At 60.7% G+C, this 13,222-nt stretch carries 11 protein-coding genes; 3 read left to right on the top strand and 8 right to left on the bottom strand.

Features of this window, described 5'->3' with window-relative positions:
* Positions 1-179: 179 nt before the first annotated feature.
* Positions 180-1,406, bottom strand: coding sequence for an aromatic amino acid transporter (locus ACTG1K_RS01830; protein WP_005355439.1), 1,227 nt, complete (start codon positions 1,404-1,406; stop codon positions 180-182).
* 169 nt (positions 1,407-1,575) lie between these two features.
* A complete protein-coding gene (locus tag ACTG1K_RS01835; protein WP_101530388.1) occupies positions 1,576-3,009 on the bottom strand; it encodes a DUF2867 domain-containing protein in 1,434 nt (477 codons plus the stop codon).
* Between the two features lie 286 nt (positions 3,010-3,295).
* Here ACTG1K_RS01835 and ACTG1K_RS01840 point away from each other — a divergent pair, with 286 nt between their 5' ends.
* Positions 3,296-4,393 (top strand): hypothetical protein, encoded by a 1,098-nt coding sequence (locus tag ACTG1K_RS01840; RefSeq protein WP_440004743.1) that lies wholly within the window; start codon positions 3,296-3,298, stop codon positions 4,391-4,393.
* Between the two features lie 61 nt (positions 4,394-4,454).
* Here ACTG1K_RS01840 and priA read toward each other — a convergent pair whose 3' ends face one another.
* On the bottom strand, positions 4,455-6,662 hold the full coding sequence (gene priA / locus ACTG1K_RS01845; RefSeq protein ID WP_440004744.1) for a primosomal protein N': 2,208 nt from the start codon (positions 6,660-6,662) through the stop codon (positions 4,455-4,457).
* 147 nt (positions 6,663-6,809) lie between these two features.
* Between priA and rpmE the strand changes: the two genes are divergently transcribed.
* Positions 6,810-7,025: a 50S ribosomal protein L31 gene (gene rpmE / locus ACTG1K_RS01850; RefSeq protein ID WP_005340673.1), complete on the top strand. Its 216-nt coding sequence runs from the start codon at positions 6,810-6,812 to the stop codon at positions 7,023-7,025.
* Between the two features lie 100 nt (positions 7,026-7,125).
* Here the strand turns inward: rpmE and ACTG1K_RS01855 are convergent, their stop codons facing one another.
* Both ACTG1K_RS01855 and ACTG1K_RS01860 read right to left on the bottom strand, forming a co-directional pair.
* On the bottom strand, positions 7,126-7,776 hold the full coding sequence (locus tag ACTG1K_RS01855) for a chromophore lyase CpcT/CpeT (protein WP_069527634.1): 651 nt from the start codon (positions 7,774-7,776) through the stop codon (positions 7,126-7,128).
* Positions 7,777-7,898: 122 nt separating this feature from the next.
* On the bottom strand, positions 7,899-9,752 hold the full coding sequence (locus ACTG1K_RS01860) for a methyl-accepting chemotaxis protein (protein WP_368150112.1): 1,854 nt from the start codon (positions 9,750-9,752) through the stop codon (positions 7,899-7,901).
* Between the two features lie 146 nt (positions 9,753-9,898).
* Here ACTG1K_RS01860 and rraA point away from each other — a divergent pair, with 146 nt between their 5' ends.
* The gene (gene rraA, locus ACTG1K_RS01865; protein ID WP_005340678.1) at positions 9,899-10,384 is read left to right on the top strand and encodes a ribonuclease E activity regulator RraA; all 486 of its coding nucleotides are present in this window, start codon (positions 9,899-9,901) and stop codon (positions 10,382-10,384) included.
* A gap of 271 nt (positions 10,385-10,655) precedes the next feature.
* Here the strand turns inward: rraA and ACTG1K_RS01870 are convergent, their stop codons facing one another.
* The 3 genes from ACTG1K_RS01870 to ACTG1K_RS01880 all read right to left on the bottom strand — a co-directional run bounded on the left by ACTG1K_RS01870 (position 10,656) and on the right by ACTG1K_RS01880 (position 13,215).
* On the bottom strand, positions 10,656-11,330 hold the full coding sequence (locus ACTG1K_RS01870) for a 7-cyano-7-deazaguanine/7-aminomethyl-7-deazaguanine transporter (protein ID WP_005340680.1): 675 nt from the start codon (positions 11,328-11,330) through the stop codon (positions 10,656-10,658).
* 159 nt (positions 11,331-11,489) lie between these two features.
* Entirely contained in the window at positions 11,490-11,777 is a 288-nt protein-coding gene (locus ACTG1K_RS01875; RefSeq protein ID WP_110304281.1) for a DUF3630 family protein, read from the bottom strand.
* 10 nt (positions 11,778-11,787) lie between these two features.
* A complete protein-coding gene (locus tag ACTG1K_RS01880; protein ID WP_440004745.1) occupies positions 11,788-13,215 on the bottom strand; it encodes a protein adenylyltransferase SelO in 1,428 nt (475 codons plus the stop codon).
* Between the last annotated feature and the right edge of the window lie 7 nt (positions 13,216-13,222).

A 13,222-nucleotide genomic window follows, 5' to 3' on the forward strand; every position in this document is an offset into this window, starting at 1 on the left:
GCGGTGGGCATGCCCAGCAGATCATGCTGCCGTCAGCCAGATCAGACCAGTTATTTCAGCACCTTACCCCATCCACACCTACCACTTTAGTTATAGATCCTGCTATGTGGGGTAAAAATGGAGCAAAAAGGGCGGCAAGTTGGCCTTGCCGCCCTTTCTGTCAGTGCTGTAGACCTGACTCAGTTGCCCAGATAGACCGGCAACAGATTTGCCATCGACAGGAAGTGGAACAGCGCGGTCGCCAATCCGAACAGGATCAGCAGCCAGGCCATCAGCTTGCCGCCGGGGGTGACGAAATGGGGTGTCACTTCGCCCCGCTCGGCCCGCGCCCGGGTCCGCAGCACCAGCAATGCCGGGATGATGCAGGTCCAGATGGTGGCGGCGGCACCGGCATAACCGATAGCCAGCAGGAAGCCGAACGGGAAGAGCAGGGAGAGCACCAGCGGCGGCAGGAAGGTGACCGCCCAGGTCTTGCAGCGACCGGCGCGGCTGTTGTCGAACTTGAACAGATCAGCCAGATAGTCGAACACCCCGAGCCCCACCCCGATAAAGGAGGAGAGAATGGCCGCCATGGAGAAGCCGTTGATGGCGCTGGCCACCTTCTCCGATTCGATCACCCCTGAAAGCGCGGAGAGCAGCACGCTCACATCGCCCCCCTTGGCAATCACGGGGGCAAAATCCTGACGGGGCAGGTTGCCGAAAATCCCCAGCAGCCAGAGCACGTAGAGCGCCAGCGCGATCAGGGTTCCCCCCAGAATGGCCCATCTGGCCTGCTGCTCGTTCTGGTAGTAGGCACGCAGAGAGGCCACCGAGTGGTGATAGCCGAACGAGGTGAGTGCCACCGGCAACATCGCCATGGCATAGGGGGCATAGCGGCTCTCGCTGCCCGCCAGATCGAGCAGGGTCGGCAGCTTGATACTGCCGAGCAGACCGGCCACACCGAGGGCGAAGCTGAGGATCATGAAGGCGATCAGCACCACCGAAATACGGTCAACGGCGCGGGTCGAGTGCCACACCACCGCAGAAAAGAGCGCCACAAACAGCACGGATGCAAGCTTGCTGTCGATCCCCAGAATCCCCTGCAGGATGGCACCGGAGGAGGTGATATAGGCGTAGAGCAGAATGCCGCCAACAAAGTAGACCGAGAGGTTGTTGAGGAGATTGAGCTTCTCCCCCAGCAGCTCGCGAGTCACGGTATTGAAGGAGACCCGCATATCGTGGTGCTGGAAGGATTCCAGCAGCATCCAGCCGGAGAGGGTCATCATCACCATGGTGACGGTCAGCGCCAGCACCGACCAGAGGGTCCAGGCCCCCGCCCCCGAACTCGGCAGACCGAGCATGCCGGCCCCCACGCAGACGCTGGCAATGATGCAGGCGCCCCCCAAAATTGACGGTTTTTTCTTCATAATCCCTTCTTTTTCTGACTGATTATCTATCCGCGGTAAACAAGACCGCGGCATGATGCCAGCCTTTGCCATGAGACGCCTACCACTATCTGCCATAACAGGGTATGGCCGCCGCATAAAAAATGCCCCGAACGGGGCACTCTATCAGCGGGAATGATGTGAAGAGGGGTTAATCCATCACCGGGATACCTGCCCTCGCTTCGGCCTGACGGGCGATGGCTTCGGTCATCCCCTGAAAGATAAAGAGGTGGAACGGCAGCATGGCGAGCCAGTAGGCCAGCCCCCAGGCGCCCTGCGGGTGCCAGTGAGCGGTGACCCGGATGCGGGTCAACCCGGACTCCTCCGGCAGGATGTTGAACTCCAACCGCCCGACGCCCGGGGCCTTCATGTTGAACAAGAGATCGAGCCTGCGCCCCTCATCCACCCCGAGAATCTGCCAGGAGTCGAGCATATCACCCTTCACGAAGCGATCGGGATTGGTGCGGCCACGGGTGCGGGCCGGGCCGCCGATCAGATGATCCATCCATTCGCGCACCACCCACAGCTCGTTCATGTAGAAGTAGCGCTGCTCACCCCCCAGCTGCTGCAACACCTGCCACACCACCTCGGGAGAGGCTAGGCAGATGGCCTCGCCGCTGGCGGTGCGATCGTAGAAACCATATTCGGGATGGCGCCAGCGCAGGCCGAGCGGCGTCTCCTGCCCCTGCTGTTCGGCACCCAGCTTCTGCTCCAGCGCCAGACTCTCCGCCAGCGCCTCGTCGAAGCTGAGCAGGGTCTGCGGCAGCAAGGCGCGCAGCGGGCCGTCATCGGCTGGAATATCGTGCTTGAGACCCCCCACCAGCGCCTTGGCCACCGGCTGTGGCACCGAGGTGACAAACTGCAGCCACCAGGCGGAGAGGCGCGGACTCAGAAACGGGATGGGAATGATGGGGCAGCGCTTGCCGATATGGGCGGCGAACTTCTGCAACTGCTGTTGATAGCTGAGCAGCTCGGGGCCGACCGCATTGAAGATGCGGCCATCCACCTCGTCGGCTTCCACCAGCCCACCCAGATAGTGAAGCAGGTTGGACAGCGCTATCGGCGGCGTGCGCGAGCGCACCCATTTGGGCGTCACCATCATCGGCAGGTTGAACACCAGATCCCGCATCACCTCGAACGCCGCCGAACCGGGCCCGATGATGATGCCGGCGCGCAGCTCCACCGTCGGTACGCCGGAGTCACGAAACAGCTCGCCACAGTGGCGGCGGGAGTTGAGATGGCGGCTGTTGCACTGCTCGGGCTGGATCGCCCCGAGATAGATGATGCGGCGCACCCCGGCGGCGCGGGCAGCGGCGGCAAAATTCTTTACCCCCTGCTGCTCCAGCCGGTGAAAATCGGCCCCCGCCCCCATGGCATGCACCAGATAGAAGACGGTATCTATGTCCGCCAGCGCAGGCAGCAAGGTGATCGGCTTGAGGCTGTCGGCGAGGCGAAACTCGACTCCCTCAGGCAAGCGGCAGGGACGGCGCGCCCCGGCAATCACCCTGTAGCCCCGCGTTTGCAGGTGGGGTACCAGATAGGAACCGATATATCCTGCCGCTCCCATCACCAGACAGTTACGCATGAGTGCAGCCCTCAGCATCATTGATGCAAGGGGCACCAGACAGGAATCCACCATAGACTGCCACGTCCATCACCAGACAATTTCTCATGTAATTCTCCCTATCCTCACCGATGCCGCTTGTCAGCCAGAGTGCGCAGCGCTACCTGAAAATGTTCAACCACTGCGCCACCATCCAATCTCTTGCCATCCTGCCACGTCACCACCTTGCAACCTAGTACTAACCACCTCCCTGATTAGTCCGATTTGGTGTTAAGCCCTGCTCATCAATTGGTCGATAACTGACCAGATGTATAGCGCCGAGGGCGAACGTATGCGCATCGATCACTACGACCTCCAGGGGGAGGTGCAATACCGGCAACAACAGGCCCAAAGCCGCAAGGTGCGCAACCTCGGGCCAGTGCCACCCGTCGTCAATCCACCGGAAGGCAACAACGCGGCAGTGGCCGGCGAACGCAGCAGCACCCTGACCCTCACCAGCGCCCTGACACTGCAAACCGCGAGGCAATCCGCCGCCAGCCAGCCAGCGGCAACACCTCCCGCCCCGCCCGCAGCGGACGTCGGCAAAGAGCAGGATGGTATTCCCGACGATGGGCTGGATAACCGCCAGCGGCTGATCAAGCTGATGATCGAGGCGATGCTGGGCCACGAGATAGAGCTGCCGGATCCGATCAAACCGACCGACCAGAGCGCGGAGGGGGTGAACTCCCCGACGGGCGACAGTAGTCAACCCGCCGCCGAGCCGGATCAACTGGTGGAAGTAACCGACAGCCTGCTGCAAAAGGAGCAGCTCAACGTAGTCGCCTCGGCCAGCATAGAGACTCAGGATGGCCAGAGCCTGCAACTTGATCTCGGTTTTGTGCTGGACTGGCGCCAGCTCGATATCAGCAAGCGCCGCACTACCCTCAATGCCCTCAAGGATCCACTGGTGCTCAGTCTGGATGGAAAAATTGCCGGCCTGACCGACGCCCGGGTCAAGTTCGACATTGATCAGGATGGCAAAGAGGATAGCCTGCCGGGCTTGAGTGAAGGCAGCGGCTTTGTGGCGCTGGATCGCAACGGCAACGGCACCATAGATGACGGCGGCGAGCTGTTCGGGGCCCGCTCCGGCAACGGTTTTGGCGAGCTGGCAACCCTGGATGAGGATGGCAACGGGGTGCTGGACGAGCGGGATAGCCAGTTCTCGGCGCTGCAGTTCTGGCAGCCGGAACACTCCCCCATCGCTCTGGTGGAGCTGGGGATCGGCGCCATCCTGCTCCATCCCCTCGACACCCCCTTCAACCATCTGGGGGAAAGCGGCAATCAGGGGGTGCTGCGCCAGTCCGGTCTCTATGTGACCGAGCAGGGCAAGGGCGGCTGGGTGCAGCAGATCGACCTGCGGGTCTGAAACCGGCACCCGCATGGCAAACCCGGTCGCGGACGAAGCCCGTCAGCGACCAGAACCTGACTCAATTCAGCTCGGTGGGGTCGATATCCAGACTCCAGCGTACCCGCTTGGTCTCGGACCACCCTTCCAGCTCCTTCACCGCCCAATCGAGCAGCTGGGCCAGTGGAGCCCGGTTCGGCCCCTGCACCAGCAACTGCATGCGGAACTTGCCCGCCTTGCGCTCCATAAAGCCGCTGATGGGACCCAGCACCTGAACATGGGGATAGTGAGCGCTGCGCAGGGTATCGGCGAGGCGGCTGAGGAACAGCTGCACCTCGTCACGACCGTTGGCCTCGGCGCGGAACAGTCCCTGATAGCTGAAGGGCGGCAGCCCCAGCAGGCGGCGCTCTTTCAGCGCCGTGTCGGCGAAGTGGCCATAGCCGTTCTGGGTCAGATCCTGCAGCAGGGCGTGCTCGGGATGATGGCTCTGCAACACCACCAGCCCGGGCTTGCTGGCGCGACCGGCACGACCCGCCACCTGGGTGTAGAGCTGGGCCAGCTTCTCAGCGGCGCGAAAATCGGCACTGAACAGGGCGCCATCCACATCCAGCAGCCCTACCAGCGTCACATCCGGAAAGTGGTGGCCCTTGGCCAGCATCTGGGTGCCGATCAGGATCTTGTACTTGCCCGCCTTGATGTCACCGAGGTGGGTCTCCAGCTCCCCCTTGCGACGGGTGTTGTCCCGATCGATACGCACCACCGGATATTGCGGGAAAACGGTGCTAAGCAGCTGCTCCAGCTGTTCGGTGCCAACCCCGGAGCCGATCAGCTCGTTGCTGCCGCACTCGGGGCAGTGATGGGGCAGCGGGCGCACGCTGTCGCAGTGGTGGCAGTGCAGCCGTCGCCCGGCCTGATGCCAGGTGTACCAGGCATCGCAGCGCTCGCAGGCGGCGCTCCAGCCACACTGGTGGCAGATCAGGGCCGGGGCATAGCCGCGGCGGTTGAGAAACAGCATCACCTGGTTGCCCGCCGCCAGATGCTCCGCCATCAACTGCTCCAGCTGAGGGGAAAGCCCGGCCTGCAGTCGCACGTTCTTGATATCCAGGATCACCTGACGGGCGGTCTGGGCATTGCCGGCGCGGCGAGTCAGGGTGAGGTGGTGATACTTGCCAGTGCGAGCGTTGTGCAATGTCTCCAGTGACGGGGTGGCCGAGCCAAGCAGGATGGGGATACCGGCACGATGAGCCCGCATCACCGCCAGATCCCGCGCGTGGTAGCGAAAACCGTCCTGCTGCTTGAAGGAGCCGTCGTGCTCCTCGTCGATGATAATGATGCCGAGGTTGTGAAACGGGGTGAACACCGCAGAGCGGGTGCCGATCAGGATGGCGGCGCCGCCGTCGCGGCAGGCGAGCCAGGCATCGAGCCGCTCCCTGTCGCTCATGGCGGAGTTCATCGCCACCACCGGCACGTTGAAGCGGCGGCGGAAGCGGTTGATGGTCTGCGGGGTGAGGCCGATCTCCGGCACCATCACCAGCGCCTGCTTGCCCGCCTTGAGCAAGGGCTCGAGGATGCTCAGGTAAACCTCGGTCTTGCCGGAGCCTGTGATGCCATCCAGCAGGAAGGCACCGAACTTGTCGCTCTGGCTGGTAACGGCAGAGACAGCCAGCGCCTGTTCGCCGTTGAGGCGCAGCCCCTCCCCCGGCTCGAAACGGGCAGCCCAATCGCCATCGTGGCTCGGCTCCAGCGAACGCTTCTCCAGCAGCCCCTTCTTCTCCAGCGCGGTGAGAGCTGCGCTCTGGATCTCCTCCTGTTTGAGGGCGGAGGGGGTCTGCGGCCCCTTGCGCAGCAAGGCGAGCGCTTGCTGCTGCTTGGCCGCCCGCTTGAGCTCGTTAAGGTCGATGGCCATGCCAGCCTCGGTAGCAAACCAGAACTCCAGTTCACGATAAGCGGCAGGCTCCCCCTTGCGCACCAGCACCGGCAGGGCGTGGGGCAGCACTTCCCCCAGCGGATGCTGGTAGTAGCTGGCGCTCCAGTTCATCAGCGCCAAAATATCCGGCCCCAGCACCGGCGTCGCATCGAGTACGCGCTTGATGGGCTTGAGCTTGTTGCGGGGCACCTGGCTGTCAGCCGGATGATCCACCACCAGCCCGACCAGGGTCTGGGGACCGAAAGGGATCTCGACCCGGCAACCGGGGGCAGGTAACGGCAGGGGAGAGAGATAGTCGAAGTGACGGCGTAACGGTACCGGGACAGCGACACGAACCAGATCCAGCGTTTGGGAAGAATTCACCAGGGGTTGCCTATTTTTTCTGCGAAGCCACTTGCCTGATCTCAGGCATTTCCTATATTATTCGCAGCCTTTGAAACTGTGTTCAACAATCGTGTGGTGTCCGACAAGAGATCGGATGGCGACACGGCCTATTAATTGAGGTTGTCCATGAAAGCTGGTATCCATCCTGACTACGTAGCCATCACCGCCAAGTGCTCTTGCGGTAACGTCATCAACACTTTCTCTACCATCGGTAAAGATCTGAACCTGGACGTGTGCTCCGAGTGCCACCCGTTCTACACCGGCAAGCAGAAAGAAGTTTCTAGCGGCGGCCGCGTAGACAAGTTCAACAAGCGTTTCGGTGCGATGACCACCAAGAAGTAATTTTACTTCTGAAGAATTCTGAAAAAGGCGCCCAATGGGCGCCTTTTTTACGATCCCTGTTTTTCATCCTTCATGTTCCCGCAGCCAGACGCACTCTCCCCTACTGGCCAAATCCTTTGGAACGACGCAAATAAACATACCCCTCACCAGGGCTGCCCCAGCGCGGGCTCCCTGCGTTGTCATAGGCGCGATCCAGCAATCTGACGCTATCGGGGCCAATCCAGATATGCTGCACCAGCGTCGTGGCACCTCCAAAATCGGTGGAGCAATGGCCCACCCGGGTGTGACCGGCATATTCGCCGGAGGGAGTGCGTGTCAGCCAGATCTCGCAACCGTGGCGCAAGGAGAGCTGCTGCGGGGTCAGACTGTCGAGCAGGGCGGGATCATGCCAGGCACCGGCAAAATCGGTGGCTCGGGGCATGGTCAGCTCTGCCATCAGGATCCGCCCGTCAGGGGCGGGTGAGAAGCGATAGATGCGCTGACGAAAGGGGCGAATGGAGCGCATGCTCAGATACTGCTCGGCATAGACCCAGCGATAGCCCTGATAGCCGGGCCAGATCTCCATCAGGCGCAGCTCGGCACTGGTAAAGCGGCTGTCGTAACTGGCCTGCTCCCGGCTCGTAAAGGCCCCGTTGAACCAGCTGAGCAGCGGTTCCATACCGGGCTTGAGTGGGGTAGCCTGGGGCGCCGAACCTGCCAACACCAGACAGGAACAGAGCAGCCCGAATACGGCCACCAGCAACTTTGCCATCGAATCCTTCCGAATCATCATAGTGGCGGCGATTATATGAGCGAATTACCCCAATAACAGCCATTACGATCAAATCATTGCCACTCTGGTGCAAAAACCTCACAAGGATGCCAGTCTGCTCACTAAACCCGATATTTTGCCACTGCCTTGTTGAGCAGCTGGGCCTGCTCGTTGAGGCCCTCGCTGGATCTCGCATTTTCCTCCGCCATGATGCTCGACTCCTGGGCGATGTCGCGGATGTTGTTGACGTTGCGGTTCACCTCGTTGGCCACCAGACTCTGCTGTTCGATGGCTGCCGCAATCTGGGTGCTCATATCCATGATGTGGGTAACATCCTGAGTGATCTGCCCCAGCAACTCCCCTGCAGTACTGGCCTGATCCGAGCTGCGGTTGCCCTGCTCGCGGCAGGTCGCCATCACCTCGACGATGCTGCCGGTCTGTTTCTGCAGCGAACTGATGATGCCAGCAATCTCCTGGGTCGATTTCTGGGTACGGATGGCCAGATTGCGCACCTCATCGGCCACCACCGCAAAACCACGCCCCTGATCTCCTGCCCGAGCAGCTTCGATGGCTGCGTTGAGGGCCAGCAGGTTGGTCTGCTCGGCAATGCCGCGGATCACATCGAGCACGGAGCCGATGGTCTCGCTCTCTTTTTGCAGCTGGCTCACCTCGCGGGATGAACTCTCCAGATTGCCCGCCAGCGAGCGGATCTGCTCGACAGTATTCTCGACCGCAGCCCGCCCCTCCATCGCCTTGTTGTTGGTCGCCTGCGCATTGTTGGCCGCCTGCTCGGTGTTGCGGGCGATCTCTTCGATGGTGGAGCCCATCTCGGTGGACGCGGTCGCCACCATGTCGGTCTCCTGCAGCTGGCGCGCCGCCCCTTCACTGGTGCGCTTGACGTTGGCCGAGAGGTGATCAGCCGCTTCGGTCAGGGTGTGCACGCTCTGCTTCACATCGCCAATCAGGTTGCGAAACCCGCCCAGCATCACGTCGAGATTGCCTGCCAGCTGGGCCATTTCATCGGCCCCGCGCAGCTCTATCTTCAAGCGCAGGTCATTATCCTGACGAATACGGTTGACGGTGTCATTCACCTGAGTAATGGGACGATCGATGCTGCGCCCCAGCAACACGCTCATGATGCCGATCAGCACCACAATCACACCGCCACAGACCAGCATCAGGCTGTTGAGGCGAGCGCTCTGCCGCTCCAGCTCAGCGATAATGTGCTGATCGACGGCGGCAAACCCCTGTTCGGTCTGATGCACCAGATCCCGCATCTGGTTGCGCAGCCCCTCATCCTCTTTCAGCCCCAGTATCTGCATTCCCTGCACCAGCGCCACAAAGTCCTGCCGGTACTGCTTGCTGGCCTGCTCCAGCTTCCCACGATCCGCCTCCGGCAAAGTGGCAAGGCTATCCTGAAAACTCTTGTGCAAGGTCTCGAAACGCTCCAGATACTGGATGTCGGAGCGCAGCATGAAGTCTTTCTCCGCCCGCCTCAGCTGCAGCATGGTGATGAGCAACCCCTGCTGATCCAGCTGCTTGAGCCCATTCTCCACCTCATGCACCGCCGCCCTCAACTTGCCATAGAGCCCCTCCTCCGGCCCCAGACCAATCTTCTTCTGCTGGGCCACCAGATCGTTGAAGGCTTTGCCATAACCGCTGATCTGCTGATCCAGTCTGGTCAGCTCCCCCTCGACAGCCGCCAGATTGTCATCGGTCACCAGCTCCCGATTGTGCTGGTGAAAATCTGACAGCCCCTGATTGAAGCGCTCGACGAAGGTCATATCCTTACGGATCAGAAAATCCTTCTCGGCCCGCCGCAGGTTGAGCATGGCGATCTCCAGCTGGTCGATATTGCGCTGGGCTTCAGTCAGGTGACGGTGCACCTGGCTGGAGTAGATAAACAGGCCGCTCAGTACCAGCATGGCAACGGCAACCAGCACGGTATTCAGGATCAACTTATGACGGATAAGCACGATGGACCTCTCGCAAACTGGCAGTGAACTGCATTGAGCTTATGCAGAAAAGCGGCGACAGGTGATCTGTGCAAGGAATATTCATTGAAATGCCACACCCACTCCTTATACTGGTTGCACCTGTTTCCAGCCGTGGATTTGACACTATGGAATACAATACTTCTGAATTGTGCGACATCTATCAGGACATGGTGGATGTGCTTGAACCCATGCTCTGCTCCTTCGGCGGCCGCGCCTCTTTCGGCGGCGTCATCACCACCGTCAAATGCTTCGAATCGAATGGTCTGATCCGTGAACTCGTCAAAGAGAACGGACTGGGACGCGTCTTGCTGATCGATGGCGGTGGCTCCATGCGCCGCGCTCTGATCGACAGCGACATCGCCACCACGGCGGCCGAGAACGATTGGGAAGGGATTGTCTGCTACGGCTGCGTCCGCGAAGTCGATATTCTGGAAGATCTGGATATCGGCATTCAGGCACTGGCAGCCATTCCGGTCGGTGCCGACAGCAAGGATGTGGGGGAGACCGATCTGCCGGTCAACTTCGGTGGCGTGACCTTCCTGCCTGACGACCACCTCTACGCCGATACCACAGGGGTGATCCTCTCCCCCGAGGCACTCGATATCGAGTAAGCCACAAACAGCGTGACGACGGGAGCCTTGGCTCCCGTTTTTTTATGCCTGCAACTTGCTGAAAAATGACAAAAAAAGAGGGCCAGATAAACTGGCCCTTAACTGGAAGCAATGTGAGCAATGTCGTGCCTTCACAAGAAGTCCATCACGTTGGAACGAATGAAGTCTTTCCCGGAAAACAAGTTAACAATAATCATTCTCATTTAACTAGGCAAGCGCTATTTGCAGAAAGTGCAAAAAAATTGACCACCGCGAAGGGTGGTCAATCTCGTCAGGCTTGCCGGGTGGCCGTTTGCAGGCTGGATAATCCGGCCTCGCCCACCAGCTTGCGGCTGAGGTAGCGCAGCAAGACACCGTAGAGCGGCACGAATAAACCAAGGCTTATCAGCAACTTGAATACGTAATCGACGGTTGCGATCTCGACCCAGTGCTCTGCCATGAAGGGATCTGTGGTGCGCCAGAAGGCCACACTGAAGAAAGCGATGGTATCAACCAGATTACCGAACAGGGTGGAGGCCGCAGGTGCAATCCACCACTGCTTGAGCAGACGCAGGCGGTTGAACACCACCACATCCATGAACTGCCCTACCAGATAGGCCATAAAGCTGGCCAGCGCGATACGCGCCACGAACAGGTTGAACTCGGCCAGATGACCCACGCCCTGGAAGCTCCCTTCGAAGAAGAGCACGGAGAGCGCATAGGAGACCGCCAGCGCAGGCAGCATCACGGTCTGGATAATCTTGCGTGCCAGACCAGCACCGAAGATCCGCACCGTCAGGTCTGTGGCCAGGAAGATAAACGGGAAGCTGAACGCGCCCCAGGTGGTGTGGAAGCCAAACACGGTGATCGGCAGTTGCACCAGATAGTTGCTGCTGGCAATGATCAGGATGTGGAACAACGACAGGCGAACGAGCGCCGTTTGGTACTGCGCAGGGGTCAGATTCATCTTGTGACCTTTTTGGTTAATGGGGTTAGGGAACCCATATCGCCACCATTGGCGATAATCGAGGGGCGAGATTATACGCCCCAAAACCGATAGTTCAATCTTTATGCGATTACGCTTGTCCAGGTTGGCCAGCCGCAGAGCAGGCCTTGTGGGCGATAGTCACGCCTTGTGCTGTCTGGCGAGCCAGAGCAGCGCCTCCCGATCCGCCGGGCGCACCGCCTCCAGCCAGCAGCCGCTGTAGTGTTCGTACTCCAGCCGAAACTGGCTCCCTTCAAACTCCAGCAACCAGCTATGGCGGTCGGCTCCCGTATCCTGCTCGAGCGGCTGCAGCTCCCACTCTCGCAGCAAGACCTGCGCCAACAGCGGAAACGTGTCCCAGTCGAGTGCCGGACAATCCAGCGTCACTACGCCAGCTTCGCTATCTACCTGTTTGATTTGCCAACTCATTCCCTGTCTCTCAGCTACTGCAGGAGAGCTCACCACCGCAATACCATGCCGGAGTCGGGGTGGCGAGACCCTCATATTCGGGTTGTTCATCATAGGGGTGCTGCAAGGCGGCGAACAGCCGTTCGAACGGCTGCATATCCCCTGCGTCGGCGGCGTCTATCACCTGCTGGGCCAGCGCATTACGCAGCACATACTTGGGATTGATGGCATCCATCTGCGCCTTGCGCACGGCATCCTCGCTGCCTTCGCGCATTAGCCGCGCCCGATAGCGTTCCAGCCACGCCTGCCAAACACCAGGTTCAGACAACAGGGCCAGCAGAGACGCAGGCCACGCCCCCTCTTGCGTTACCTCACCGAGACGACGAAGGAACAGGTGGTAATCCACCTTGTGGGCCGCCAGCAACCGGAACAACTCGCGGAACAGAGCCGGGTCATCCTCCTCCCACACTGCCAGTCCGAGCTTGGCCCGCATCAACTCGGAGTAGTGCAACATCAGCTGCTGCTCGTACTGGGCCAACGCTGCAGCCAGCGCATCACCGTCTACATGGCCAGCCAGCGCCTGCGCCAGTTTTTGCAGATTCCAGTAACCGACCGCAGGCTGCTGATCCAGCGCGTAGCGGCCCGCCGGATCCGAGTGGTTGCAGACAAAGTCCGGCACGTAGGCATCGATAAAGCCGTAGGGGCCGTAATCCAGCGTCAGGCCGAGCAGCGACATGTTGTCGGTATTCATTACCCCGTGACAGAAGCCCGCCGCCTGCCATTTGGCAATCAGGCGCGCGGTGCGGCGCACCACTTCGGCAAACAGTTCGGCACCACTCTCCAGTTCGGGGAAGTGGTGGCGCAGCAGATAATCGATAACCAGCGGGATCTTCTCCCCCTGCCCGCTCCAGGCGAAATACTCGATATGACCGAATCGCAAGTGGCTGGGGGCGGTGCGCAGCACGGTCGCCCCCGTCTCCACCTGTTCGCGATAAACGGGCTCCTGACTCCCCACTAATACCAGCGCACGGGTGGTCGGGATGCCGAGAGCATGGAGCGCCTCGGAGGCGAGATATTCGCGAATGCTCGAACGCAATACAGCGCGGCCGTCGCCAAAGCGGGAAAACGGCGTCTTTCCTGCCCCCTTCAGGTGCAGATCCCAGCGCTGACCATCAGGCGCCTGCTGCTCACCCAATAGCAGCGCGCGGCCATCCCCAAGCCGGGGGCTATAACCCCCGAACTGATGGCCGGCATAGACCTGCGCTACCGGCTGCATACCGGGCAGCACTTTTCCCTCGCCACAACAGGCGATCCAGTCAGCCTCGCTGACGCCTCCCAATCCCAGCTCATCCAGCAAAGTCCGGTTGAGATGAAGCAACCGGGGTTGCTGCAGCGGCTGGGGGGCCACGGGTTCACAGGCCCAGGGCAGCTCGGTCGCAAAAGTGTTGATCAACTTCATGGTTGTG

Origin of the sequence: Aeromonas sp. 102P (assembly GCF_051920345.1) — a bacterium.
Classification (GTDB): Bacteria; Pseudomonadota; Gammaproteobacteria; order Enterobacterales; family Aeromonadaceae; genus Aeromonas; species Aeromonas veronii.